We start from the raw sequence: 25,053 nt of genomic DNA on the forward strand, positions 1-25,053 counted from the left end.
ACTTTCCTCATAATGACGATTCCCTTTTCGCAATAAACACGATTCTTTTTCTTTGACGGCGATAAAGAAATCAGGTATAAACAAATCAAGACAGAATTTTTATGTATTTTTTTGAGGACAAATAATGGCAAACCATCGTAACGCAGAAAAAGCTGCTCGCCAAGCTGCTCGTCGCACCCTAACAAACCGTGATCGTATTAGTCGTATCCGTACTTTCATTCGTAAAGTTGAAGAAGCTATTACCAGCGGCTCCAAAGAAGCAGCTGTTGCGGCAGCACGTGTGGCTGAAAGTGAAATCATGCGTGGCGTTTCTAAGGGAACTCTTCATAAGAACACAGCTTCCCGTAAAGTTGCGCGTTTAACAAAGCGCATTAAAGCGATTGCATAAGGTTTATAACTGAATCAAGTTACAAGAAAACCTTGCCTTCCACAGGCGAGGTTTTTTTATAGCTTTTAATCTAATCATTATTTAAGCTAGTCACGCTACATAAGTAATTATTAGGGAATAAGGTACACTATTAATGTGGGAAGAGTGGAGAGGAAATAGCAGACCATCTATCCTCCTGCCTCATAAATTAGAGCCTACTTTTTCCCGTAAATTCTTCTTAAGTAGATAGAAAATTAAATTGGTCTAAAAAAGCATATGAGGTGCAGCATGATACATTCCACAGATGTCGTTATTATTGGCTCAGGCCCGGTCGGCCTTTTTTCAATCTTTGAATGTGGAATGTTACGTCTTAAATGTCACGTGATTGATGCGCTTGACGCTATCGGAGGTCAATGCGCTGCCCTTTACCCTGAAAAGCCCATCTATGATATTCCGGCCCACCCCCAAATTACGGGCGCCGATCTTATTTATCATTTAGAGCGTCAGATTATGCCTTTCAGCCCCATCTTTCATATGGGCCAACAAGTCACGAACATTGAGCAATTAGATCAAGAAGGAAAGTCCTGGAACATCAAGACTTCAAAAGGAATCGAAATTAATTGTAAATGCATTATTATTGCCGCAGGCGTCGGTGCCTTTGGTCCGAATCGCCCTCCGTTAGCAGGCATTGAAGACTATGAAGGAACCGCCGTCCAATACTATGTTAAAAGCCGTGATACTTATCGAGGCAAGAATGTAGTTATTGCCGGTGGCGGCGATTCGGCCGTGGACTGGGCTATTTCTCTGAGTGAAGTTGCCAACCTTGTTAGCGTTGTTCATCGTCGCCCCAAGTTCCGTGCGGCTCCTGAAAGTGAAGCAAAATTAAAAGAGCTCGCTGTTCAAGGTATCATTGATCTAGTAACCCCGTTCCAGCTTGAAGGCTTAGAAGGTAGCAATGGTGTCCTCAAAACCATCACTGTTAAATCTCTTGACGGTGAAGTAAGGCAGCTTGAGGCAGACTATCTCCTACCATTTTTTGGCTTATCCATGAACCTAGGACCGATTACGGAATGGGGCCTAGGTATGGACAGAAGCCATATTCAGGTGGACCATTTTACAGCCGCAACCAGCCGCCCTGGGATCTATGCAATTGGGGACGTTGCCACTTATCCTCATAAACTTAAGCTGATCCTGACCGGTTTTGCAGAGGGCGCCCAAGCGGCCCATTCCATCCGCCAGTTTTTATACCCTGAAGAAGTGCTGCATTTTGAATACTCAACCACCAAAGGGGTTCCCGGCCAGCAAGATCAAGCAGCTTAAAGGCAGCTAAGTTTTCTGCATGAGCTTTAACTCTGGTCAGCTGCAGTTAAAGCTCCCTCTACCTTCTCAGCTTCCTTTTTTAATGTACTCTGTAAAGCCTATTTTCAGACTTAGATCACACCTCTTTACAGATAAACCTAACAAGGCAGTTTCTCTTTTTTAAACATTCTAAGCCTTTTAGGCCACCTGGCTGGCATGCACGCATTCCACAACAAAGTCAAGCATGACCCGGGCGGCAGGCTTGAGATGATCAGTGGGTGGATAAAAGGCGTAATAACTTACCTCTGGCATCGGTTCATGCCTCAAAATACGTGTTAATTGTCCATTTTCAATCAAAGGCTGAGCTATGAAATCATAATGGTAAGCAATACCTAAGCCATCGACAGCACAGCTAAGAAATCCTGTATGACTATTAACAGATAAACTGGGGCGGACAGTGCAGCTTGGACCTTCCTTAAATTGAAGCTTCAACGGTTCTGGTCGATTGCTATGGCAGATGAAGTAATGTTGGTCTAGATTGTCCCGGCTTAAAGGTTCCCCGTATCTTTCTAAGTAACTTGGGGCCGCCAATAAAACAGGCGCTGCTGTTAAGAGCTTCTTCTGAATAAGGTTTGCATCCCAATGCCCCGCCAAGCCTAAACAGAGATCTAATCGTTCGGCGGTTAGATCAGGAATCCTATCAGCTAATTCCAATGTTAACAGGATATTTGGATATAGCTCACGGAATTGCTTAAGATGCGGAATGATAAATATTTCACCAAAAGCAATACTGGATAGTATTTTCAGCTCGCCGCCCGGTTCCTTATTCCATATTGTCATAAAATTCTTAAGATTTTCCGCCCCTTGTAAAAGAGGAAGACACTGCTGATAAAACAACCTACCAATCTGAGTCACCTCAAAGCGTGTTGTTGTCCGCTGTATTAGTTCAACCCCCAGGGTTCTTTCCAATTCTTTAATCTGCTTACTAATAGCTGTTGCTGATAGATGCAGCTGACGAGCCGCCGCGCTAAAGCCTCGACTCTCCACAGCTTTGACAAATATCTTTAGCTGGTTCAGATTCATCCTGCCTCTCCTTACTATACCTCTGATCTAGCTTTGAACCAGAAGTTTAAACCTATCAACCTCTACCCTACTTCTCACAGAGCACGATAAAAGGCAAGTTAAAAGCGTAATAACCAAGGAGAATTGACATGAATAAACCCTTAATTAAATTATTAACGTTAATAACCGTAAGTTTAAACTGTGCTGCAGCCTCGCAGATACAGGATCTTGATTATAGCAATACGAAGAGCCATATGGCCTTGCCGGTCGAAGATATAGAGGTCGCTAAGAACTTTTACAGCCAAGTTTTCGGCGTAGAAGCGATAGCCAATAAAGCTCCTAACGGTAAGCCCGTCTATGCCTTTCAGATTGGCCCGATGGTTTTAGCGCTGAATGAGGTAGATCATGTGCCGATGTCGGCCGCCAATACGATTCTGAAAAATGACACAAAGGCACTTGCACGCGCTAAAAGCGAGCACTTTATTCCCTGCCAACACTTTGGCCTGTTCGGATTGAGCTCAACGACGTTTAGCACGCTTGTAGATCGCTTAAAAGCGCAAGAAGTAGAATTTGTTTTAGAACCGACAGCATTAAATCCCGGCACGCCTCAGCAGCAGCTCTTTACCTTTGTGTGGGACCCACAAGGATATATTATTGAGCTTAGATCCTCCAATTTTGCCAGAGGCTTTCAAAGTCAAGAATATGCCCAGCAAGCCCCAGACAATATAAAAGCACCTGCGGATTCAGAAAAAAGAATTGAGGTAATCTTTGATGAATCATTGAAACTGCCTGATAAGGGGTACACCACGGTGCCGCCCTATCGGCAGCTTTCGCCCTAACTCTTCCTTAAGATTGTGCAGAATAAACAATAAGAGTGCCCTTGCCTGCGCCGTATCTCAAAGGCTCATGGTATTTCACTATATTTAAACTTTAACAGATAATTTTAAATAAATACTTATTTTACTTAAGATCTTGCTTTCTTTTGATTAGTTCTTATATATAGCTAAAAGTTAATACATTTTAGGAACCATACTTTGAAGAATTATTTTAAAAAATCGTTGGTATTGGGCTGCATTCTATCTAGCTCAGTTTTTTCTTTAGGTGCCATGGAAAAAGATACCACTCTTGCATCAGATTCTCTTGATCAAGAGATGCAGTCTCTACGTGATATAAGAGAAGAGTGGGAAAGTTTTCCTTGTGAAAAGTATAGAGTATTTGGGGATAAAATTCTTAAGCTTCTTGACCAGAGCCCGCAAGTAGACAAGGAAGAAGTAGCGCTCATTAAGCAACAGTTTGATCTTCTTGAAGAGGTCTACTTATATGACATTAATTGGATGTCAGTTCAAGCAGCCATGGCTTTGACTCCCCCCCATAAACGTGAGAACCCGACTTCTGATCTAACAGGCGGCATACCGAAAGTCATTCGTCAGTTAAATAAAATTGTGGATGGTAAAGAGCTTTGGAAACATGACATGAATAAAGTGACAGAGGAATGCGGCGAGATAGATAATCTTCTCAATTTAAACGAGTATATGTATTTAATGCCTTATATTGATTTTCAAACAGGCGAAAGTGCTTTCTCAAAACAAGACTTCCTTAAAGGATTTGCTGGCATTAAGAAGGACAGATACCCAATTTCGCATCAAATATATCTCTATAGTCTGAGTGCAGCTAAAGGAGCTGTTCATGGCGGCATTTACCAGACGCCGATTGAAATTCTCCTCCATGATTGGGCCCATTTTAGAAACCTGGTGGGTGGCGGTGATGAGAGTCCCATCCTGGTCCGCCTCAGAAGAGGAGAGACCCTTAAATTTTATGGGGAAGTGGTGCAGGATATCCTTGGTGCTGCTAAAGCCGCAAGTTTTAATGAGAGTGAGACAAAGAAAGTCATTACCCTATTATTTTACGCTCTACATGAAGTGCTGGAACCCATTGAAGATCGCGCCAAACATTATGTCTACGGTGGCACAGGGAATAGGAGTATAAGGGCCATGAGGAACTTCCTCAATGACTGTCAACGGCACATTGAAGATTATAACAGCACATTTTCCTTATATCACCTTCAAAAGCAGCAGAAAAATGATTTAGAGCAGTATAAAAAGCTAAAGACCTTCTATAGAGATGTGGCCTGGGATTTAATCAATGATCAATTCTTAACCAAAGAGCAAGTCTTAGCGCCTGGAGCAAAAGTTTTAGGTACTACCTATCAAATGGAGCCAATACACACTGTTTTATTAGAAATGATTACCTGGATGCGTCAAGAATTAGAAAAGGGTGGACGTCTTTATGATGCGATGATGTCTGCGAAGGCTCTTTAAAACAAAGCCAAGCGAAGAAAGGTTAAAGGTGAAACAGACTGCAAAGCCCCCTTTCTTAAAGCGGCTTTAAGCATATGAAGAAGGTTGCTATTGCGTTTACCCTCCTCGCTCTCCAGCATTTAAGGTTTAAGAGTTTACGGTTTTAAAACTGTGATCTCTTGTTGCCATTGGTAAATAACCCCTAGATTATGGAGGAATTTTTCAGGGGCTATTTCAATAATAAAGGCTTTATCTTGCAGCCGCGGCTCTTGCAGAAAATATTTCAAGCTATCATTAATTTTTCCCTCCAACAGGCTGGCGTGACGGTCAATACCGCTGGCAAAATCCGCCCGCGAATCATTGAAATGAATAACCGGGATCCGCTCTAAGCCAATGAGAGCATCAAGATGATCTAGAAAAGCTTGAGGGTCTTCATGGATCGGATACCCTGCCGCAAAAGCATGGCAGGTATCCAGACACACGCCCAACGTCGTATTTTCGATTAGTCTGGCGATATCTTCAAATTTTCTTCCCAATCTTTGATCACCGCCGGCTGCATTCTCTATCAATAGTGTGGCTGTGCTGGGGGATTGGTGCAGGGCCTCAAAAATGCCGTTTCTCACGTGATCAATATTTAGAGAGCCGGGATGGAGGACAATATATTCAATGCCCAGCATATGCGCTTTATCAAGGTCATCCTTTAGACTTTGGATACTTTTTTGCCACAGCTCTCCCTCTACCCCTAAATTAATCAAATAGGATGAATGGATCGCACAGGTGCGCAGCTGACTTAGAGCACGGGCGGCCCGAAAGTTTTCCGCTTCTAAGGGCTTTAATTCTCGAGTTCTCCAACAGCGGGGGCTCTTGGCAAAGATTTGCATTGCTGTCAGGTGAAAGCGGTTGGCTTCTATAATGGCATTTACATAACCTTTAGAACCACTTATGCTGCAATGAAATCCGATATCCACGCCATACCTCCTCAGAAAAAGACCTTCTGTTATCTCCCCTGTACAAATGCTACTTTCGTTTAAAATTACTGACTTATATTTCAGCATTAATAGGTTAACATTAATTGCATCAGCGCTTAAAAACCAGGTGAGTTCTCGAGAGGTTTTTCCGCTTCAACGTTCTGGCTGCAATGATTCGCCCTAAGTAACAATTTTAGAAGCTTAACAGCTCCCTAAAATGGCCATCTCTCGTGAAAAATTATCCTTTATGGTGCAGGTCATTACCAACTCCACCGAAGTAACATCCTAGATAGGCGGTAGTAAGTCACCCTGTAGACACCTTAGCTGCTTCCTGCTGTGCCCCCCTTCCCTACGCCGATAGACTGAGCTGCAGTAACGCCTCTCAATCATGTTTCTGTCCGCTTGGCATTTACGATGCTGATCAAGACATAATAATCGTAGCAGGGCAGCCGCTAGTGCAGTCTAGCCAATTAATTCTTATAAAATTATAAGTATAATTTAATTGTAGCATTAGAAATATAAGTTAATTATTGTGAAAAGGATCTTAACCATTTTTTGAGAAATTGGAGAATACCTCTCATGCGAAAATATATCTCAAGTTTATCGATCTGTCTGGCCTTTATGCAGGGTGTAAGTGCCATGGAGGCTCCTGAAGAAGAGTCCCAGTCCACCCGTGTTTCCCATCTGTTTTTATTAAATAAAGAAGATCCAGCAGAAGTTAGAGTTGGCCTTTTTACTCCCTCTGCAGCCTCCTCCCCCGAACTTCTGACCTGTGGGGTTAAGCTAAACAAATTTACTGATGAGGCAATTCTGGAGCATGCAGAACACCATCTTGGCATCACAATTCCTAAGGAAGCTATTTCTTTAATCGGACGCCTTGAGGTTCTACCTCACTATAAGAAACAAAAATCTTGGTCTTTTCTGACGACAATAGCTGTTATTCTAGGAATGCCTGGCGACATTAAAGAGGAGGAACGGTTACCCCTTCCTGCACAGAAAACGACTCACTTTTATTACAGCGCTGCTTTAACAAAAGAGGCTATTGGAGAAGTTCAAAATGTAATCTGGTATTCAGCCACCAATGCACCGGCTGATGTGCAGTCTGCATTAAAAGTTATGAACCGATTATATGCTCATGAAGAGATCACCACTCATGCGCATGCGCAAGAATTAACCCAGAACTTTGCACCGAAGAGTCTACTTTCAACTCTTGAGATTTTCTTTCCCCCTCAATATATTGATGAATATTTCAAAAATTGTCTTGTTCTTCAACAATTTATCAAAGAGGAACATAAGAAAGAAGAAAGCAGAGCACAAACTGCAAAAGGAGTGATGTTTGCTTTAGCAGCAATAATTCTCATCCCCAGTGCAATTTTCTCGCACTAATTTTACACTCATAGGAGATTAATTATGAACTTTTGGAAACTAGCTTTGTTCTTCATTTTAGCACAAAGCACAACACTTACCCACGCTATGGAAACTAGAGAAATTGAAGACCGGAGCCACAAGATTGTTGTTTGCCTTGTTTCAACAACGGATAGCACATATCTTGCTAAACTTAAAAAAGGCAATGCCTATGTTTTACCTGAAATATATGCTTCGTCCACAAAACCTTTAGAACAAACTGTTCGTGAGTATGGTCAGGAAGAATTCAACCTTTCTTTAGAGCATATTTATCCTCTCTTTCATATTGAAGCTCGCAATAAATCTGGCCTTTGCCACACTTATGATTATTATGTGGCACTTGCTCCTGAAATGATTAAACGTCAAGATCTAGAGTGGAAGGAAGAGGAGATTCATCAAAGATATCAACTGGATTATCAGTATGAAGCTACATCAACTAAGCGTGCTGCTTGGACGCTGAAGATTATACGGTTTGCTAGCTACGGACAAAAAGATGATCACATTCAAATCTCCAGTGTTTTTGGAAAAATCTTAGCAACCTATGGCGATGCTACAGGCTATATGACTTGTGTTCCAGAGGTTCTTAACTATTATTTTAAAAAACGGGCCGTCAAGGAAGCTCATGAGGGCATCGATCATTCATGCATTCTTTTTTAAACCTAACAGTTAAATAAGAGACCTGCATAATAAGAGAGGTGATAAGTGGATACAATGGAAGGTAATCTAAAAAGGTAAGAAACAAGTAGGTTTAAATAGTAAGACCTATCTAATCATTAAATTCTCTCTATTTTTCTTTTTATTCTTCTACCCTTTTTTATCCTTTATGCTAATTTTATTCAGCAAACAAAATAAGGAAGTAAAAATGGGTAATAAGAAGATTAAAACCTCTCGCTACATCTCTTTTGCCTTTTTAGGGATCATTAGTCCTTTCATTAACTTGCTTCAAGCAAATGAAAAGAATCTCCTAGAAGAAGAAAGAGAACCCGAACTTTACCACCTCTCTTCTGCAACCTCTTCAGATAGGCATAGCGAGCAGCCAGACACTGATATTTGTGATCTGCTAAGCTGTATAGCCAAGAATTATTCTTCTTCCTTGGATGAGATTGTTCCTCTGCTAAAGCCTTTACTTACCCCTTCTATGAGCAAAGCGGACATCTCTTCTCTCATTGATTTTGCCTTGAAAGTGCCTTCGAATGAGCTTCCTCTTATTTTTTCTTTAATCAAGAGCGTTTGTATTGAAACAGAAGGAACTTCATACATCAAAAAGTTAAGTGAATCCATTTTAGGGATAGCGCCTGAGCAGCGCGAGGGGACAGTTGCAAATGCTCAGCATTTATTTACTCCGCATATAGACAATTATGGACGTGCAGAGATATTGACTGCTGTCAAAAAAATTCCTTTCGCACACCAAGCGAACATCATTCAATTAAGCTTGTATTTAATACAGCCCCAGATGAATTGGCTTGATCGCAAAGAAATATTGAGGAAAGTTTCCGAAATTCCCTCCAATTGTCGTCTACGTACCATTAAGTTAAGCTTATCTTTAATACAATCCGAGATGAACGGCTATGATATAGTTAACCTGCTAAACTGCATTAACCAGAATTATTCTCCCGCCCTTGAAGAGATTATTCCTCTATTAAAGCCGGTACTTACCCCTTCTATGGACGGAGCAGATATTTCCTCTCTCATCGATTTTGCTGTAAAAGTACCCGCGAATGAGCTTCCTCTTATCTTAGCCTTGACTGAGAGCGTTTGTACTGAAGCAGGAGGGCTTTATTACTTTGTAACGTTGGCAGAGATCATTTCAGAAATAGCTCCTGATCAGCGAGAAGTGACAGTGGAAAATGCTCAGCATTTATTTGCTCCAGATATGGGAAATTATGAGCGCGAACAGATGTTGAAGGCTGTAAAAAAGATTCCCTTCGAGCAGCACGAAAGTGTTATTCACCTAAGCTTGCGCCTAATACAATCCGAGATGGATTGGGTTGGTCGCAAAGAACTTTTGAAGAAAGTTTTCAAAATTCCTTCCCCACGCCGTGAACCTACAATTAGACTAAGCTTGCGTTTGATACAACCTCAGATGGATTGGGTTGATCGCATACTCATAATTGATGAAGCCAATGAGATACCTCTTCTAGATCAAGAAAGGGTGATAAGTTAGCTAGAACAGCTAATGGTTCCCGAAATGAGAGTCACAGAGGTCATTAGCCTGCTTCGTAAATTCTCTTCTTCTGGCAGTGCACAATAGTTGGTGAATCTATTGTCTTGAAGAGGCTTGGGGAGGGGATGGGATCTTCATGCCGCCCCACTCTCGGCTGCCCTCGTCGCTTTCGTCATTGGAGCGATCAGGGCTCATTTATAGGAGGGCGAAAGACGCTGTTAGAGATTTTTTATGAGAACAAAGAAAGTTGCATGCTGGTTTTATGATCGAGCGTTTGTCCGCACGGTGGGGGAAGGTAAGCCCTATGGGGCTGAGCTAAATTGGCAAAGGAGCAAAATTATAGTGATTGTCGACGATAAGTCATGTCATAAGAATGATAGGATTTTTACTAAGTTTCTCTGTCTTTTTATCTTTAATCTCGTCTAACGGCGGCCCTACCCCCTAGATAACCCACTTACTTATTAATAATTTATTTGCCTATCAAGGGCAGAAAATAATCTGTTTTACCCCTGTACTTGATTTTTGAGCCCATCTAGGATTAAAGATCTAAAGTATATCTATTGTTAACGATTTTATGGCAAACTAACTGCGAATAGCTAGAGGCCAAGGGACAATCAAATGAATTCATTACTATGCTGTTATTTTCCAACAAAAGTTATTTTTGTAGACGATAACTCAAGTATTTTAAAAAGCTTAGCACTAATTATCGATCATAATTTAGCTACCTACGATTTCTTTGATAATCCTTATCAAGCATTAGAATTTGCCAACAATTGCCAGGCTATTGATTTTTTGCCGTCCGCCTTTCCGATGCGAGAGCATAAAACTGATGAAATTTATAAAGCAATTTTCTCTTTTCAGCGCTATGAGGAAGTCTCAACGGTTATTGTTGACTACGAAATGCCCAGTATGAAAGGGTTAGAATTCTGTGAAAAACTTCAGAATCCCTATATTCGCAAAATATTATATACGGGCGTTGCAGATGAAAAAATTGCAATCGAAGCATTCAATACAGGTCTTATTGATGGCTATATTCGTAAACAGGACGAAAATGAAAAGCAAGCCTCTATTCTTAACAAATTTATTGCGCAAAGCCAGCTGAAATATTTTAAGGCGATTACCGACATTTCCCTCGAAGCCTTAATTAAGAAAGATATTGTATATGAAGATCACAGAGAGTCCCCCCTTTACGATCAGAGCTTCATACAATACTTTAAGGAGTTGGTAGAGAAAAATCATATCACTGAATATTACTTTAACCAAGACACAGGTGGATTTGTGTTCTTGACTGCCAAAGGTAAAGTCAGTGCCCTGTATGTGTTAAGTAACGAATTTTTCGATGATGTACAATCAGGATATATTATGACACTTGAGCAAGAAGTTTCTCAAGACAAGGAGCTTTCCTCTTTAAGAAGCGCCTTAGATGAAAATCTGAAAACCCTGTGTTTTCCCTTTCATGGCAATAATAAACATCCAGATGTTAATAATTGGGACAAATATGCTTATCCAATTCAGGTGGTGCAAGGGAAAAATAGATATTTTGTCGCCTATGTGCCAGACGTGGATTATATCAGCGCTTCAGAAGTTTTCTCTTTTAATAGATATCAGCGGAAAAGATAGGAAGTAAGGATACGAGCACCTTTCCAATTAATCTGCCAGACTGTTAGAGAAAGTAGATGCTTATCCCTCTTAAATCCCGTCAAAGGCTTACTCTTTAACCACAGGAAAGCTCAAAGTAAAGTGAGTAAATTCCCCTTCAACTGAGTCACAGGTAATGTCTCCGCCGGATTTCTGCATGACCATTTTACAAAAAGCAAGCCCGACCCCCGTACCATGATCGGTATGACTATAAAATTGGTCGAAAATATGCGGGAGGATATCTGGCGAAATACCTTTACCGGTATCTTTAAAGTGGAGGGTATTGAACTCTTCACCTTTTTCACTCCAAATGCAGATCTTACCTTTTCCAGCAGCTTTAACATAATGAAGTGAGTTCTTGAGCAGATTAAAAAAGACATGCTTGAGTAAGTGAGTATTTGTCTCAATTTCAAAATTCTCAACACTTTCAAACGAGATTAATTCTTCTTCTGCATCAGTTAAAGAATAGGCTTTGAGAGCAGTTTCTACACAATCTAAAATCTTACATCGCTCAAGAACAATTTTTGAGGGGGCATCTTGGAGGTTCAAGAGAAGTGTATCAATGACCGTAAAAGCACCTCTCGACACTCTTTCTAATTCAGTAGGGACCAATTTAAGAGGCTCTAAAATCTTATCACTGACGTAAGGTAGACTCTCTTCCTTTTCTTGCATAATTTGCTGGGTCTCTATAAGAGTAGGCAAATACTTTTTTAACCCTGTCGCCATATTAGCCACAGCCGCTAAAGGGGTACGCATCTCGTGCGCTATCGCAGCTGCTTGCATTCTGAGTGACTGCTGTTTTTCTTTTTGAATGTGCTCTTTATCATAAGAAAATAAGCCTCCGATTATTATTGCTCCAAAAATCGTGAAAATAAATTCATACAAACTAATAGAGCCTACCTCGAGATAAAAAGGAGCTAAATAAAAGTAGAATGCTATATAACCTATACTAGCGCCAATAATAAATATTGTGAGAGCAGTTAAGAGATTCAACAGCAAAAATAGAAAGAAGAAAGATGACATGAAGTTCATCAGCCATACAACTGACGCATGGTATTTAAGCGTCATAAAAGTAAAGAAGAATGGCAAGCAAAAAGTAACTGTGAAATACCAGTATAAGGTAAAAATGCGTTTATACTTTAGCCTCCATAAATCTTCACATACAAGGCCTAAGCATAATAGAGTTGCACAAAACCTTAAAATAAAGTCAGTATAATTACCATCTATAGCTATCCCCTTATTCCATATTATCCAGTATAAGGGGTAATTAGTTGCCATTACTGTTCCAAATAGTTTTATGCTACCTTGGGAAGGTTCAACTTTCATAGGATCTCCTCAAAGCCTTTATCAAGAAACAGCAGCAAAATATTATTTTTCTATATATTGGAATATGGTGTCTGATAAAGTCTGCCACATCTTTAACTGATGTTCGCCTATAAAAGTAAAAGAATCCTTAACATAGGAAGAATTTTCTTTCCAGATAGTAGAGAGATTTCTCTCTGTTGTACTAAAATGTTGCGCATTTAGATGAACTTTAAAAAACAACAATCCCTTTCGAGGTGTATTTAATGAACTGGCTAGCTCTGCCAAATATTTATAATCCACATTATCTAGCCTTTCATACGCTGAAAACGCAGCAAATCTTTCTTCCTCACTATGGTGTGCTAACCATCTAAGATGGCCTTTATTATACTCTTGGATAAACGGAAGGTGAGTCTTGTTTTCTATAATTTCCTCAGTTAGATCCGCTCCATGACTAGACGCAAAATCAATATACATCTGCTCATGAGATTTAGCAGAACTGTTAAATTCTTCTGCTATATTAGTTAAAATGATATCTTTGATCAATTTGCTGGAGGCATGATTTCCAAGAAACCAAAGGAAGTCATGAAAGTGACCCCTGACATGATAAAATAATCTAGCAAAATATGTCTTCTGCGCTTGTGTCCACTGAGAAGTAAGAAGGGGATTAAACAAATCTATTTTTTTTAGAGAAGAAGAATAGTTGTGGTCCCATTCACATAAAAAATGTAATAATTCTTCTTTGCCCACAGAGGCTTCTAAAGCTATTTTCATCTTATTGACTCTTCATTTTCGTTGCTTGTTTATTATTTTTCTCAATATTTACTTTTAAATTTAAAAGATATGGTTGAGATATCCTTATCCTATCAGGATATAATTATCGATTACCATCTCTTCAATACCTATGTTTGAAAATATCTACTTAGGGTTGATAAAAAGAGAGGAAAAAAGATTATATTTTTGAGTTAAGCTTAAGAAGCTAAAAAGCTATTTTATTGTTTAATTTAAAGCAGTTCAGAAAGAGACCGTAAACATTCATAAAGCATGGAAGAGAAGATAATTCTACTCTATATATAAAGCCAAAAAATTTGAGCTAAGGATAGAATATCCTTAACCTTACTTCTATCTTATAGGAGAATGGCAAAGTAAGATCGAGATTTCCTATAAGAACACCTTGAGCGATATTAGTTGACTGAGCCTCCCCCTCCCGGTCTTTGATAACCAAGGCATTTAAGCGAGCAGCTGTTAAGATGCCTGCACTGTCAGCGACTGCTGTTCGCGTTCCGCGACACATCCCCCGACGGCTCCGCCGCCAATGGTTGCACCCTCCCCGCTAGCATCGGCAGCCGCAACCCGAGGGAGAAAATTACTATCATTACATCTTTTTTGACAAATAATCGTCCTATCTTTTCTGCCACTCTTTTTGCTATAAGGTAGGGAGACTGGTTGATAGATAGTCTCCCTAATTGGTTTAATGGGGGGATCCTAAGAAATTACGCGTTTTTTTGAAACTTTCTTAACTTATTTGATGTTATTCCTAAGGGTAGCTTTCCCCTTTCTAAGGTTTAATAGACAAGCTAGCTAATGGAGGACTGATTTGACTGGCCCCAAAATAACTGCGCTCGATTCAATTAAGGTTACCCTGTCTATGGCATGGCGAGCAGCCATTATTGCCTTCGGGTACATTATTGTCTTAAACTGGATAAGTTTGCCAACGTTCTTGATAGCCAAAATAGTTGAATTGTTGACCGGCCATAATTTTGTAGATGCCGTTTTCCAGCAGTTGAGCAATCATCCAGTTATCGATTCTGGAGGCACATGGGTTTTTATCCAGGCTTCCATATTAATTGTCCTGGCGAGCATGACGCGGGATACCTTAAATACCGCCTCTTATAAAACATTTAAGTTTATGCCGGGCATCTCTAAAATCACTAATGTAAAATATATCTTGCTTCTTTGGCTGGTGTTTTTTCTTATCCCTATGATCTGTCACATTCTGTGGCATAAATTGGCCCCGATCCTCCAGACGTTACAGTATGGAAACGGAATCGCTGAGCCCGGCTGGGATCTTAAAGAGAGATTTCACTGGGCTTTCACCGTTTTAAATTTCGTTCCTCTTAGCTTACCGGGATTTGTCAAATTTCTGATTTGGGCCCTTTTAAACTATTATGTCATTACCCGTGGGCTGTTTGGCATTCACTTTCCGACCACACAACCAGATAAATATGACTAAAAGGGATGAGGTGCTTCTTTAATTTAAACTTTTCTTACAAATCTTCTAAGCGCTGATCGGCTACTCTCAGCGCCACGGATAGATATAAATGAGTAAAGCAAAGCCGCTTTAGCGGCTTTGTCCCCTTGACTATTAAAGTACTCCTACTTCGTTGGTTTGCTTAAACATTACTCTTAAAGAAATTTTAGAGGCTTTGCCAATCTTTTTCTTGCGCCTCAAATTCCCATTTTGCCTGATCCATAGCTTCTTTAATATTTGAGTGGAAAGTATCCGTAAGTTCCTCTCCCTTATCATTTAAATATATGAGATAAACGCCCTCATCTTCAGGATATCTTACAATTTAGAGCTTATGAGGCCTCCCTATTACTTCACCATATAACTTATGGATGGTCTTGGAGATAGATTTATGATTCTCTGATAAGATTAGTTCTTTAAGAATAACATAGTTCATCAATTTCCCCCTGGTATAGTTTCTACTCCAGTATCTCAGATAATTCCTTCTCCCGCCTTTATCCAATAAAGCTGTAGCGTAGTGCTCTGATAAGAAGCAAGAGAGAAAAACTTACGCTAAAGGCAATAAATTTCCAGCAAATAGCCCCCCTAAATTCCCCAAGATGAAAATGGTTCACTTATTATCGTTGCTGTTTTTTGTACACAAGTTATATTAACTATGATAATTCAATGATGAGAATTTTAATAATATAAAGGAATTATACCATGAGACTATCTCTATTACTTTTAGGTTCAGTTTTAACAGTGGCCCAGGCTTATACCCCTTATGGAGGCGAAGGTGGCGAACAAAATCCTCAGGGTGCACCTTTACCCGCAACCACCCAAACAGATGTACCTCCAGCAATTATAGCCGATGATGCGATTGCCCAGCATCAGCAATTATACGCACAGTTAGATGAAGCTCTAGAGGCACTTATTGCGCATTTAGGAGATGAATGTGCGGATGAGATAGTGGAAAATTACGATAAAGAAATACAAGCAAAGCCATCTCAAAGCGGATTAATAGGCATGCGCACTCAAATACTAATGAGTATGTATAATTCCCCAGTGATTCAGAAAAAGATCGAAGAGGATTTGACCAGCCGATTGAAGCAAAAGGTTGAACAGGAAGTTCCCGCTGACCAACGCGAAGCTAAGAAAGTCTCTCTTGACAAAAAACTTGAACTGGTAGTTCGCAGCATGAAAGATCATGTTGTTCGTCAAGTACAAAATGTTATTGAGGGCAAGAGTGTTGAGCAACGAGTAAAGCAAGCTGGTAAAAAAACTGAAAAAGAAGCCAAGCGAGTTGCCAATGATGTGAATGAAGCAATTGAGGAAGGTAAAGTTGAACGTGAAGTAAAAAAAGGCCTTGAGAAAACCGAAAAAGTACTAAACCGAGCTGCAGATGACATTCAAGAAGCAATTGAGCAGGGTAAGGTTGAACGTGAAGTAGAAAAAGGCCTTGAGAAAACTGAAAAAGTACTAAACCGAGCTGCAGATGACACTCAAGAAGCAATTGAGGAAGGTAAAGTTGAACGTGAAGTAAAGAAAGCTGGCAAGAAATTTGAAAAAGAAGGAAAGAAGGGGATTCAGAAGCTAAAAAAGAAGTGGAGATTTTAGGAAAATTGAGAGCAAAGCTATAGCTCTTTACTTTCAAAGTCTTCGACGATCAGCAGTCCAGAGGTTTTCCTCTGGACCTTTTTATTTCATTAGATACGCTATTTTTAGCTAGACGCTAAGGTTCTTGCCTTTCCATAGTTTGGTCTCAATTACCTAAACTCTTGCTGTCTAAATTCTTACAAAGCAACAAACATGCAACAGGTAATTCTACTCTATAATTTTATTATTATAATAGGCTAAGCCTCCTTCTACATAATAAATATCAATAATAAAAATTATCTATACCATTTTATATTAGGTTATTTTTCACAAGTTTTTTACTCTTTATGCAACATTTTTTCTTAAAAGTGTGTATTTACTGCATCTTAACTCTCCACCTATGAAAAAAATTCATAACATATTATCTTTCTTTCGATTGGGTAAATATAACAAATTTGTATATTGAGACAGGCAGGGAATATTTAATAGAGAGGTTTGAGATGTTACTCGTTAATAAGGAAGCTTTGATGCAGAATTTGAAATTTTATGTAAATTCCTGGGCACATCAAGAATTAGTTTTCTGTTATAGCGTGACATGCTCAGCCAGCTCCACCGGAATACAATTAACACTTCATCAGAAGCAAACGGGGTTTTCTCTAAAGTTAATATTACAAACCGCCGCCGGATGCTTGCGTATTTGCGAATTCAAGCTTGAGGAAGACCCCCGCTTAAGCAGGAACTCTGCGTCCCTGTATGAAGCTGCCCTTATTGAAATAGTCCTGCATAGTGTACTCCTAAGCATTTATTGTGCCCAGCTGCAGCATAAAGAAGAGGTCATTTTCATGGTTACCCCTGAGGATGCGGCTGATTTGATGCCAATTGAGGATCTGTTTGATTCCCAGTCAAGCTATCTAACGGCCTTTGGCAAACGTCACATCTTTACTTTATATACTAATAGTTTCTATCTAGACGATTTAATTGACCATGTTAATAGTATTAAGGTAATGCTGGGGCAGCATCTGTGGTCATGCCAAAGAACGGACCGAGTTTTGAGAAACTATTTACAGCATCCCAATCGCAGGGAAGAGTCACTTTTATCCAAGCCGCGGCCACTTTATCCTCGCCCAAAAGTACATCTCGAAGAAAATGTCATATTTTTTCCGCGGGTCTTAACCCTATAGTCGGCACTAACTTTTAGATATGTATATCTGGGGGAAGCCATCAATGCCCCGCTAAAGGTTAAACTCAAGTAAGAGTAATGAGAAACTAGTTCAATGACAAATAAGCCATCGCTTCATATTCAAACTCATATTAGCCGGAAATTGAAAAGAAGGCGCGAAGAATTAAATCTTAAACAAAGGGAGCTGGCCCGCTTATTAGGAATTACGCCCCAGCAATTCTCAAAATATGAACGTAAGGCTGATAATATACCCGCGCATCGCTTATATCAGCTATGTAAGATTCTGGCAGTAACACCTAATTATTTTTTCGATGGATTAGAAGAAATCTCCTTATCGTCTTCGGACCAGAGTTTCTGGCTGTCCTGTGAAAATATTATTGGCCAGCGGGTACACCTCGAGATGGCAGAAATCTATGGCACCATCCGCACAGTTAAAATTCTAAAGCAAGAACCTTAATCCTCTTTCTTTAGCCTTGCTATATTAAGCGTTCAAGTCTTAAGCAATACCTTGTATCTTTCAGATTCTCCTTTAATTGTGAGAAAGAGAACCAAGGGAGCGACAAGATAACAAGTGGCAGAACTAAAATATATAAATTTTGTTTGTGGCCTCTCTTACAGTTTTACGGCGTTAATACAAAAGTAACCATTGCCACGAACTTTATCTCCTTAAGATAATTCTCTAAAATAAATATAAGTATTTAAGTTCTGTCTAAGAGGGAAAAGTAAATTGCAAGTCAACGCCCAGACACTTAACAAGTGGTATAAGCAAGCAGTGAGCCTTCAAAGTGACAAGAAGTATCACCCCGCTATCACTTACTTCGAAAAAGTCATCAAAGCTGTCCCGAATCACTTTGCTGCCTGGAATTTACTTGGTTACTCTTACCTTAAAATGAAGCAAAAAGCTAAAGCCTATGAGTGCTTTAAAGAGGCCCTAAAATGGTGTCCTGAGTTTTTTCCTGCAGCTGTTAATCTTGCCGAATTAATGCTACAGGACAACCATGTCGTCCAGGCTAAAGAGCTAATTATACACTTTCTCAAGCTTCATCCACAAGTTGCCAAGCTTCACTATCTTCATTACACTCTTGCAAAAAAGGATCTCAATAAAAGAGAAACCGATCTGGCTTTAGCAAACTATATAAAATATCTAAGTTCTGAAGATACGGATAATATTGAGCGTGACCGCTTAAACTGGCAACTTTTACTGGATTTAGAACTTGAAGAGTTTCTCGATAACTTAGAAAGTGAGAAATCAGCTCTTTGTCACCTTCACCATAACGTGCAAAATTGGATGAAGAAACAGCAAAGCACTCAAGGCTTTCCTTCGACTGTCCCCAATTGTTTATTTTACTTAGCCTATTACGACACGCCAGCAAAAGAGTTACTGCAGGATATCGGAACTATTTATAGGAAAGTATTCCCCCAACTGACATGGACTAGCCCCCATTGTATCAATACAACCATGGCCCCTCATCGGAAACCCAAGATCGGTGTTCTCTCCTGTTATCTTGATAAATTTCATGCGGTTAGTTTCTCGCTGGCCCCGCTTGTTAAAGCCCTCAATAACGATGACCAGGAAATAATTTACTTTCGCCTTGCCTCTGGGGGGAGCAGCATGCATGAGGTTAATTATAAAGAAACACTAGGAAATATAAAATGTGTTGATATTCCTAGCTCTATTGAAGAAGCTCGTCATATTATCGCCAAACATGAGGTAGATATTCTGTGGTATACGGATATCTGTATGACGCCGCAAACGTACCTGCTTGCTCATGCACGCTTAGCCCCTATTCAGTGCGTCTCTGGCGGCCATCCCTGCACCACCGGTCTTGATACAATCGATTACTTTTTCTCCAGCACCCTTCTCGAGGATAAAGATTGCCAAGAGCGCTACACAGAAAAGGTGATTCCTTTACCAACCTTCCCCGCCATTTATGAAGACTTTATTCATAAAGATGTTCCCCATAATCGTGCTGCCTTTAATTTGCCAGAAGATAAGAATTTATATTTTTGTGCACAAATGTTGTTCAAGGTTCACCCGAAGATGGATACTATTTTTAAGGGGATTCTTGAAGCAGACCCAAGGGCTGTTATCCTATTCTCCTATGCCAATACTCCGATAGCAGAACGGTTAAAACAAAGACTTAAGCAATCTCTGGGAGACTTGAGTGAGCGTTGCCAATTTATCCCGAGTGTGCCTCAGCACCAATTCTTCTTCCTCTTAAAGCAGGTGGATGTCCTTCTCGATACATTCCCCTTTAGTGGCGGTAATACCTTAATGCAATCCATTTCTATGCTTGTCCCCACTGTCACCCTGGTCTCTCAAGAATTGCGTGGTTCAGTGGGCACGGCCTTGTATCGTCTAATGGGAATTGAGGAATGTCTGGCCTGTGATCTTCAGGATTATATTCACAAATCTATTACCATAGCAGGCGATACGGCCATCAGAGATCAGATAGCACAGAAAATACGTGACAATAAATATCTTGTTTTTGATCAAAATGAGTCCATTCTCCAAGCCTATCAGGATGCCTTTGCTATGCTGCAGCAGAAATTAAATGAAACTTACCTCTTAGAAGAAACAGCCCGCAAATATGGAACAACAGACTAAAACCATAGCAATTCACCAGCCCTACTTCCTACCTTATTTAGGCTATTTTCAACTTATCTGTCAGGCTGATATTTTTGTTTTATTAGATGATGTTACCTTTATTAAACGGGGATGGATTAATCGCAACACCATATTATTAAATCAGCAGCCCTTCCTAATCAGCCTTCCTGTTGAAAAAGCAAGCCAGAATAAGCTGATTAACGAGTCTTATTTTTTGTTAGACCAAAGATTCTTAGAAAAGAACCTAATGACCATTGAGACGGCTTATAAAAGAGCCCCTTACTTCAAAGAAATCTTTAATCTATATCAGCAAGTCTTGCTCTACGAGAATAGGAATATTCCTCTCTTTATTAAGAATAGTCTTGAGCAAGTTCTCAATTATCTGTCCCTTGAGAAAGAGATCAAACTTTCCCATGAAATTGACCACGACAAATCGAAGAAGCGGGCTGATAAGCTTATTGATCTGACAGGCAACTTACAAGGAACTCATTATATAAACTCGATCGGAGGGCAAAGTCTTTATCAGCCTGATGCTTTCCTGCACCATGGGATCAAGCTTTCCTTTCTTAGACCAGAGCTTCGCCCTTATCAACAGTTTAATCATCCTTTCGTGGAAAAGTTATCCATGTTGGACGCTTTAATGTTTAACTCCCCTGCAGCGATTAAGCACATGCTTTTAACTCAATTCACCCTAATATAAATCTATAAAAAGTTCTTGCCTCCCCCTTAAAGCTAGATGAACACAGATCTCACTTGTTCAGGAGTAGGTATATGTTCAGCTTTTAGCTCTCTATCAACACTTCGTCGGTAAGCGGTAGGATATAATCGTGAGACAAAAAAGGGATCCTCGGCGTTATCATAGCGAAAGCTCAAAGCCGCGCGCAAAGAATCAGGCCGTCCTTGCTTGCCGGTGCGATGCACCGTAAAAGCCGACATAAAGACGACATCACCCATCTCAACTTCTAAAGGATAAAACTCCGAGTCGTCATAATGATCAACGGTATGATAATGATGGGAGGTGACTGCCTGTGCTAACAAACCAGCTTGGTGGCTTTGGGGCACAATTTCTAAAGGATTAGTATCTAAATGGATATTGCTTAAGGGAATCCAAGCAATAACTGCGTCCAAACTCCCTTGCATGGACGGCCAATCCTGATGTGCTTCTAGGCCCAAGAAATTATTCTTTGTGCTCATATCAGCCGCAAAAATATTAACGATAGGACCGGTGGGAATGAGAAAGTTCTGAATATTGAGAGCTTGGAGGCTTAGAGTGAGAGTTGGATGAAATTGTAAAAGCTGAACACTTGGTAGGCGCGAAATTACCCCTGTCATTTTAACAAATTCGCCGTAAGCCACAGGATCATTTTCAAACAAGGTCTTCAAAAAACTATAAAGGCATTGCTGTTCCGGTAAGGCTTTAAGGCGGTGCTGGAAATAGTTTTTAAGAAGCCTCTCAATGTCGAACAAGATGCTTTCAATAGAAGCTAAAGGAAGCAACTGCTTCGCAACATAGTAGCCTTGCTTGTTATAGAAGTCTCGATCCATTTAAAGTCACCTATGTTTAACAGCTAATCCTAAACCGCTTTTGCCAAAATCATTGCCATTATAAAATAAGTAAAAGGCGTCTTTCTGAGGCAGCATAAAAGGATAAGCAAGCATAAAGCTATCCCAACCTTGCTCCGACAGGCTAAGAATATCTTCTTGCCGTTGCCAACGAAGGCCATCTTCAGAGATTGCATAACCGATCTTATAACTATTTAAAGGATTGGTATGATAATCAAAGGGTTTACGATAGCAGAAGACCATATGATAAAGGTCATCTTCTTTGAACACACTGCTAACAGAAAGCCCATTACCTTCTTTGTTAAAGTAATCTAACGCCACTTGGCCAGAGCGGTGCCAATCAATACCATTATCAGATTCAGCATAATGGATCCGATAAATTGCTTCTGGTTTCTGCCTGTGATTATGCCAGCCGGTACAGCAAGAATACCACATCCGCCACTTATCTTCTTTCAGGACGGTGGCAAGACCAACAAAGTATGGTTCCTTATAAGTGGAAGCCAAAAGCGGTCCTTGGGAAAATCTTTGAAAAGTTTTACCTCCATCCTCACTGATGGCAAGGCCAATAGAATTGTGATAGGGGACAGTATTTCTCACATTCCAACCGGTATAATACATTAACTTACGTGACCCTTGATTGATGATCGCGGTTGCCATAACACCACAATCGTCAAAGGTGCCGATTTCCCCCAGCTCTAGTAACGGCTCAGGATGGCAATAGAGGACTTCTAAAGGATTATGGGCATTGACCTCAATATAAGTCGGTCGACTTCTCCCTAAATTATCCCGGGTGGAAAAGTAAATACGCCATCTATCAGCATTAACCACTTCGACCAGGGGAACCTGCGTATGTGTCTGCATAAAGGGGTATTGCCCTTGAGCTTTGAAAATCAGGCCTTTTTTAACCCACCCCATTTATAGACCTCTAAGCCGATGGCTACTGCGCTCTGACAGGGCCTCACTTTTACGGACAATCAAGGAATGGCCCCCTACTCCTTTAAGCACCATGGCTCCTGCTCCCACAACTGTAAAGTCACCAATTTTAAGGTTATCACCAATGGTGGTATTAACGCCAAAGAAGCAGTTTTTACCCACCTGAACACTGCCGGAAATAACCACATGGGAAGCTATAAATGTATGATCATCAATATGACTGTGATGACCAATATGGTTGCCACTCCAAAGGATAACATTATTGCCAATGGTCACCCCGGGCTGCAAAGTGTTTTTATCAAGAATAAAACAATTTTCTCCCACTGCTTCTTGATATTGCAAACAAGAAGAATGAATATAGCTAATAAATGAGTACCCTTTGGCTTTTGCTTGAAGATATTTTTTTCGCGTAATTGGTTAAGCTTATAATAGCTTATCGGAATAAACATCTTAACCTGGCCGGGGGGATAAATTGATTCAATTGATTCAAAGGGAACCACCGGTAATCCCATAAAAGTGGTTGACGTCATATATTCTTGATCTACCGTAAATGCCACAATTTTATGGGCTGTGTCACGTGTCAAATATTGAAAAGCAACTTCGGCCAATTGACCAGTTCCAAAAATGATAACCATAGCATTCACTTAACTGTGGGCATTTCTTATAATTCTAGCCTAACAGACGATAGATTAAAATTATGTAAAATGTTAAATAACTGTAATTACCGTGAGAATTATTAGCCAAGAAGCCAACTTGCTGCAGGAAGAAAGGAGCCCCTCTTGTATTACCTTTTGAAGCCGGCCATACTATTTATTAGCAGTAATAAAAGGACTTAGTTAATGACCCTTATCCAGGAAAATGGTTCGCCTGCGGTTCTGGTTCAACATTATGAAAAGTGTTTCCAACGCCACGGTTCGACAGCACAGGGTGTCGATTGGCCCAATGCAGCAGATACCTTGCTGCGTCATAAGATTATGGCGGAATTATGGGAAAGTAAGGGCGTTAACCCGAGGAGCATTGTCGATGTGGGCTGCGGCTATGGAGCCTTTTTAGACTATTTATTAACAAACAGCAAGCAGGCTGCAAGAGGTTACAGCGGCATCGACTTATCAGAGCCTATGATTGAGTGGGCCCGTAAAGCTTACCCATCCCATCCTTTCACTTGTCAAGATATTCTTAAGACACCCCTTAATGATAACCAATTTGAATATGGCGTAATGAATGGCGTCCTGACGGAGAAGCTTAACTTGAGCTTTGAGCACATGGAAACCTTTGCTCACCGAATAATCAAGACACTTTTTCAAGCCTGTAGACATGGCATTGCCTTTAATGTGATGAGCAGTCATGTGGACTGGCAAAGGGATGACCTTTTTCATCTCCCCCTTGACAGGCTCGCTGATTTTTTAACCAAGAACTGCAGCCGCCATTGGCAGATTCGGCACGATTATGGCTTATATGAATATACCGTATACGTGTATCCTCAGCCTTAATTTGAGAGCATCTTTACAGCTAGGTGATGGCAAATAGTTACATGTATTATTAAGGAAAGAAATGATGCTTTTAAAGAAGGAAATACTGAACACAGCAGAATATCGCCGCAACTATTTTCTTGAAGAATCGCGCCAGATAAATATTCGCAGTAAAGTTCTAAACTTATATACCCCTAATTCCATGCTAGATTTTTTTGCCACCTGGGGAGAGAACATTGAGCCTGAACTCCTTGACTGGATAGACAGCCTACCGTCTGGCAGCACTTTTTTCGACATTGGTGCTTCTAATGGTTTCTTCGCCCTCTATGCTCATTTAGCAGGCTTAGAAGTTACCGCCTTCGAACCAGACGCCCTAAATTATTGTGCCTTGGAGATCAATAGATTCTTGAATAAGGCTGACTTTGGCAGCTTTAACATTGCCCTAACCGATCACACCCATATAGGGGAGCTATATATTAATACCTTTGGCTTTGGCATGCATAATAAGGTCCTGGATGAGAAAGCAAACCGCGATGGCATCCCTGAAGCTTCGATAGAACATATCCAAAAGGTGATTACCTTTACCCTCGACGATTTCGTGCAGATCTTTAAGGTACCATCGCCTCGCTTTATTAAAATTGACGTCGATGGCTCAGAGATGAAGGTGCTACAAGGTGCCGCCACTCTCTTATCTAACGCAGAACGATTATTTATTGAGCTCTCGGACCTTCGCCCAGACTATCCCGTTATTCGCCAGACTCTTGAAAATTCTGGCCTTTGCTTGCAGCAACGTTTTCCCGTGCGTCACCACAAAGGCGGACACTATGAGGGATTATATAATTATATTTTTAAGCGAGACTGAACACCCTTTCTTTGTAACCAATTCTTGGCCTTATAGGATAGGGGAGTTGAATTGGCTTTCCGCAGAAGAATGTGCTCTTAAAAACCATTAAGCTGAGATGGTATTCCCTAAAAA

General features: G+C 40.4%; 26 protein-coding genes. 17 read left to right on the forward strand and 9 right to left on the reverse strand.

The genetic code is table 11. The features are described 5' to 3' along the window. The first annotated feature begins 124 nt into the window (after window positions 1-124). Together rpsT and HMO_RS0103180 are read left to right on the forward strand one after the other, a co-directional pair. Window positions 125-388: a 30S ribosomal protein S20 gene (rpsT, locus tag HMO_RS0103175; RefSeq protein ID WP_010298608.1), complete on the forward strand. Its 264-nt coding sequence runs from the start codon at window positions 125-127 to the stop codon at window positions 386-388. Between the two features lie 267 nt (window positions 389-655). Further along, window positions 656-1,687, forward strand: coding sequence for an NAD(P)/FAD-dependent oxidoreductase (locus HMO_RS0103180; RefSeq protein ID WP_010298609.1), 1,032 nt, complete (start codon window positions 656-658; stop codon window positions 1,685-1,687). 177 nt (window positions 1,688-1,864) lie between these two features. Here the strand turns inward: HMO_RS0103180 and HMO_RS0103185 are convergent, their stop codons facing one another. Beyond that, complete coding sequence (locus HMO_RS0103185; RefSeq protein ID WP_010298611.1) at window positions 1,865-2,749, reverse strand: LysR family transcriptional regulator; 885 nt, start codon at window positions 2,747-2,749, stop codon at window positions 1,865-1,867. A gap of 128 nt (window positions 2,750-2,877) precedes the next feature. Here HMO_RS0103185 and HMO_RS0103190 point away from each other — a divergent pair, with 128 nt between their 5' ends. Together HMO_RS0103190 and HMO_RS0103195 are read left to right on the forward strand one after the other, a co-directional pair. Continuing rightward, the gene (locus HMO_RS0103190) at window positions 2,878-3,567 is read left to right on the forward strand and encodes a VOC family protein (RefSeq protein WP_010298614.1); all 690 of its coding nucleotides are present in this window, start codon (window positions 2,878-2,880) and stop codon (window positions 3,565-3,567) included. 195 nt (window positions 3,568-3,762) lie between these two features. Further along, a complete protein-coding gene (locus tag HMO_RS0103195; RefSeq protein ID WP_010298617.1) occupies window positions 3,763-5,046 on the forward strand; it encodes a hypothetical protein in 1,284 nt (427 codons plus the stop codon). A 134-nt stretch (window positions 5,047-5,180) separates the two neighbouring features. Here the strand turns inward: HMO_RS0103195 and HMO_RS0103205 are convergent, their stop codons facing one another. Beyond that, window positions 5,181-5,993, reverse strand: coding sequence for a deoxyribonuclease IV (locus HMO_RS0103205; protein WP_010298621.1), 813 nt, complete (start codon window positions 5,991-5,993; stop codon window positions 5,181-5,183). A gap of 579 nt (window positions 5,994-6,572) precedes the next feature. Between HMO_RS0103205 and HMO_RS0103210 the strand changes: the two genes are divergently transcribed. From HMO_RS0103210 to HMO_RS0103230, 5 genes are all read left to right on the forward strand, one after another. Beyond that, a complete protein-coding gene (locus HMO_RS0103210) occupies window positions 6,573-7,379 on the forward strand; it encodes a hypothetical protein (RefSeq protein WP_010298622.1) in 807 nt (268 codons plus the stop codon). Between the two features lie 24 nt (window positions 7,380-7,403). Next, window positions 7,404-8,054, forward strand: coding sequence for a hypothetical protein (locus HMO_RS0103215; protein ID WP_010298624.1), 651 nt, complete (start codon window positions 7,404-7,406; stop codon window positions 8,052-8,054). A 205-nt stretch (window positions 8,055-8,259) separates the two neighbouring features. Beyond that, window positions 8,260-9,561, forward strand: a complete 1,302-nt coding sequence (locus tag HMO_RS0103220) for a hypothetical protein (RefSeq protein ID WP_010298626.1) — start codon at window positions 8,260-8,262, stop codon at window positions 9,559-9,561. A 231-nt stretch (window positions 9,562-9,792) separates the two neighbouring features. Continuing rightward, window positions 9,793-9,987 (forward strand): hypothetical protein, encoded by a 195-nt coding sequence (locus HMO_RS0103225; RefSeq protein ID WP_010298629.1) that lies wholly within the window; start codon window positions 9,793-9,795, stop codon window positions 9,985-9,987. A 192-nt stretch (window positions 9,988-10,179) separates the two neighbouring features. Next, window positions 10,180-11,181: a response regulator transcription factor gene (locus HMO_RS0103230; protein WP_010298631.1), complete on the forward strand. Its 1,002-nt coding sequence runs from the start codon at window positions 10,180-10,182 to the stop codon at window positions 11,179-11,181. Window positions 11,182-11,268: 87 nt separating this feature from the next. Here the strand turns inward: HMO_RS0103230 and HMO_RS0103235 are convergent, their stop codons facing one another. The 3 genes from HMO_RS0103235 to HMO_RS0103245 form a co-directional block, all read right to left on the reverse strand. Continuing rightward, window positions 11,269-12,525: a sensor histidine kinase gene (locus HMO_RS0103235; RefSeq protein ID WP_010298634.1), complete on the reverse strand. Its 1,257-nt coding sequence runs from the start codon at window positions 12,523-12,525 to the stop codon at window positions 11,269-11,271. Between the two features lie 42 nt (window positions 12,526-12,567). Then, complete coding sequence (locus HMO_RS0103240) at window positions 12,568-13,275, reverse strand: iron-containing redox enzyme family protein (protein WP_010298636.1); 708 nt, start codon at window positions 13,273-13,275, stop codon at window positions 12,568-12,570. Between the two features lie 319 nt (window positions 13,276-13,594). After that, complete coding sequence (locus HMO_RS0103245) at window positions 13,595-13,795, reverse strand: hypothetical protein (protein ID WP_010298638.1); 201 nt, start codon at window positions 13,793-13,795, stop codon at window positions 13,595-13,597. 303 nt (window positions 13,796-14,098) lie between these two features. On the opposite strand from HMO_RS0103245, the gene HMO_RS0103250 reads away from it, so the two are divergent. From HMO_RS0103250 to HMO_RS0103280, 6 genes are all read left to right on the forward strand, one after another. After that, window positions 14,099-14,734, forward strand: coding sequence for a hypothetical protein (locus HMO_RS0103250; RefSeq protein ID WP_139016813.1), 636 nt, complete (start codon window positions 14,099-14,101; stop codon window positions 14,732-14,734). Between the two features lie 717 nt (window positions 14,735-15,451). Further along, on the forward strand, window positions 15,452-16,345 hold the full coding sequence (locus HMO_RS0103260) for a hypothetical protein (RefSeq protein WP_010298642.1): 894 nt from the start codon (window positions 15,452-15,454) through the stop codon (window positions 16,343-16,345). Window positions 16,346-16,851: 506 nt separating this feature from the next. Then, window positions 16,852-17,505 (forward strand): hypothetical protein, encoded by a 654-nt coding sequence (locus HMO_RS0103265; protein ID WP_217490976.1) that lies wholly within the window; start codon window positions 16,852-16,854, stop codon window positions 17,503-17,505. A 93-nt stretch (window positions 17,506-17,598) separates the two neighbouring features. Next, a complete protein-coding gene (locus HMO_RS13615; protein WP_010298646.1) occupies window positions 17,599-17,961 on the forward strand; it encodes a helix-turn-helix domain-containing protein in 363 nt (120 codons plus the stop codon). 270 nt (window positions 17,962-18,231) lie between these two features. Beyond that, on the forward strand, window positions 18,232-20,112 hold the full coding sequence (locus tag HMO_RS0103275) for an O-linked N-acetylglucosamine transferase family protein (protein ID WP_010298648.1): 1,881 nt from the start codon (window positions 18,232-18,234) through the stop codon (window positions 20,110-20,112). After that, entirely contained in the window at window positions 20,096-20,812 is a 717-nt protein-coding gene (locus HMO_RS0103280) for a WbqC family protein (RefSeq protein WP_010298650.1), read from the forward strand. Before HMO_RS0103275 ends, HMO_RS0103280 begins: the two co-directional genes overlap by 17 nt. Window positions 20,813-20,844: 32 nt before the next feature. On the opposite strand, the gene HMO_RS0103285 is transcribed toward HMO_RS0103280, so the two are convergent. The 4 genes from HMO_RS0103285 to HMO_RS16620 are packed head-to-tail and all read right to left on the reverse strand — an operon-like array spanning window position 20,845 to window position 23,243. After that, window positions 20,845-21,657 (reverse strand): phytanoyl-CoA dioxygenase family protein, encoded by an 813-nt coding sequence (locus tag HMO_RS0103285; protein WP_010298652.1) that lies wholly within the window; start codon window positions 21,655-21,657, stop codon window positions 20,845-20,847. Window positions 21,658-21,663: 6 nt separating this feature from the next. Continuing rightward, window positions 21,664-22,536 (reverse strand): glycoside hydrolase family protein, encoded by an 873-nt coding sequence (locus HMO_RS0103290; protein ID WP_139016814.1) that lies wholly within the window; start codon window positions 22,534-22,536, stop codon window positions 21,664-21,666. A gap of 54 nt (window positions 22,537-22,590) precedes the next feature. Next, window positions 22,591-22,932, reverse strand: a complete 342-nt coding sequence (locus HMO_RS16615) for an LbetaH domain-containing protein (protein ID WP_425358512.1) — start codon at window positions 22,930-22,932, stop codon at window positions 22,591-22,593. After that, a complete protein-coding gene (locus tag HMO_RS16620) occupies window positions 22,881-23,243 on the reverse strand; it encodes an LbetaH domain-containing protein (protein WP_100070046.1) in 363 nt (120 codons plus the stop codon). The genes HMO_RS16615 and HMO_RS16620 overlap by 52 nt, the downstream gene beginning before the upstream one ends. A gap of 204 nt (window positions 23,244-23,447) precedes the next feature. Between HMO_RS16620 and HMO_RS0103300 the strand changes: the two genes are divergently transcribed. Then, entirely contained in the window at window positions 23,448-24,098 is a 651-nt protein-coding gene (locus HMO_RS0103300) for a class I SAM-dependent methyltransferase (protein WP_010298657.1), read from the forward strand. A gap of 61 nt (window positions 24,099-24,159) precedes the next feature. Continuing rightward, entirely contained in the window at window positions 24,160-24,939 is a 780-nt protein-coding gene (locus tag HMO_RS0103305) for an FkbM family methyltransferase (RefSeq protein ID WP_083821231.1), read from the forward strand. The last annotated feature ends 114 nt before the right edge of the window (window positions 24,940-25,053 follow it).

This window comes from Candidatus Odyssella thessalonicensis L13, assembly GCF_000190415.1.
GTDB lineage: Bacteria > Pseudomonadota > Alphaproteobacteria > Paracaedibacterales > Paracaedibacteraceae > Paracaedibacter > Paracaedibacter thessalonicensis.

What these genes read in the sequence shown, in the direction of transcription:
- rpsT (WP_010298608.1), top strand. Translation starts at nt 125, where the DNA reads ATGGCAAACCATCGTAACGCAGAAAAAGCTGCTCGCCAAGCTGCTCGT.
- HMO_RS0103180 (WP_010298609.1), top strand. Translation starts at nt 656, where the DNA reads ATGATACATTCCACAGATGTCGTTATTATTGGCTCAGGCCCGGTCGGC.
- HMO_RS0103185 (WP_010298611.1), bottom strand. Translation starts at nt 2,749, where the DNA reads ATGAATCTGAACCAGCTAAAGATATTTGTCAAAGCTGTGGAGAGTCGA.
- HMO_RS0103190 (WP_010298614.1), top strand. Translation starts at nt 2,878, where the DNA reads ATGAATAAACCCTTAATTAAATTATTAACGTTAATAACCGTAAGTTTA.
- HMO_RS0103210 (WP_010298622.1), top strand. Translation starts at nt 6,573, where the DNA reads ATGCGAAAATATATCTCAAGTTTATCGATCTGTCTGGCCTTTATGCAG.
- HMO_RS0103215 (WP_010298624.1), top strand. Translation starts at nt 7,404, where the DNA reads ATGAACTTTTGGAAACTAGCTTTGTTCTTCATTTTAGCACAAAGCACA.
- HMO_RS0103220 (WP_010298626.1), top strand. Translation starts at nt 8,260, where the DNA reads ATGGGTAATAAGAAGATTAAAACCTCTCGCTACATCTCTTTTGCCTTT.
- HMO_RS0103225 (WP_010298629.1), top strand. Translation starts at nt 9,793, where the DNA reads ATGAGAACAAAGAAAGTTGCATGCTGGTTTTATGATCGAGCGTTTGTC.
- HMO_RS0103230 (WP_010298631.1), top strand. Translation starts at nt 10,180, where the DNA reads ATGAATTCATTACTATGCTGTTATTTTCCAACAAAAGTTATTTTTGTA.
- HMO_RS0103235 (WP_010298634.1), bottom strand. Translation starts at nt 12,525, where the DNA reads ATGAAAGTTGAACCTTCCCAAGGTAGCATAAAACTATTTGGAACAGTA.
- HMO_RS0103240 (WP_010298636.1), bottom strand. Translation starts at nt 13,275, where the DNA reads ATGAAAATAGCTTTAGAAGCCTCTGTGGGCAAAGAAGAATTATTACAT.
- HMO_RS0103245 (WP_010298638.1), bottom strand. Translation starts at nt 13,795, where the DNA reads ATGTGTCGCGGAACGCGAACAGCAGTCGCTGACAGTGCAGGCATCTTA.
- HMO_RS0103260 (WP_010298642.1), top strand. Translation starts at nt 15,452, where the DNA reads ATGAGACTATCTCTATTACTTTTAGGTTCAGTTTTAACAGTGGCCCAG.
- HMO_RS0103265 (WP_217490976.1), top strand. Translation starts at nt 16,852, where the DNA reads ATGCAGAATTTGAAATTTTATGTAAATTCCTGGGCACATCAAGAATTA.
- HMO_RS13615 (WP_010298646.1), top strand. Translation starts at nt 17,599, where the DNA reads ATGACAAATAAGCCATCGCTTCATATTCAAACTCATATTAGCCGGAAA.
- HMO_RS0103280 (WP_010298650.1), top strand. Translation starts at nt 20,096, where the DNA reads ATGGAACAACAGACTAAAACCATAGCAATTCACCAGCCCTACTTCCTA.
- HMO_RS0103285 (WP_010298652.1), bottom strand. Translation starts at nt 21,657, where the DNA reads ATGGATCGAGACTTCTATAACAAGCAAGGCTACTATGTTGCGAAGCAG.
- HMO_RS0103290 (WP_139016814.1), bottom strand. Translation starts at nt 22,536, where the DNA reads ATGCAGACACATACGCAGGTTCCCCTGGTCGAAGTGGTTAATGCTGAT.
- HMO_RS16620 (WP_100070046.1), bottom strand. Translation starts at nt 23,243, where the DNA reads ATGGTTATCATTTTTGGAACTGGTCAATTGGCCGAAGTTGCTTTTCAA.
- HMO_RS0103300 (WP_010298657.1), top strand. Translation starts at nt 23,448, where the DNA reads ATGACCCTTATCCAGGAAAATGGTTCGCCTGCGGTTCTGGTTCAACAT.
- HMO_RS0103305 (WP_083821231.1), top strand. Translation starts at nt 24,160, where the DNA reads ATGATGCTTTTAAAGAAGGAAATACTGAACACAGCAGAATATCGCCGC.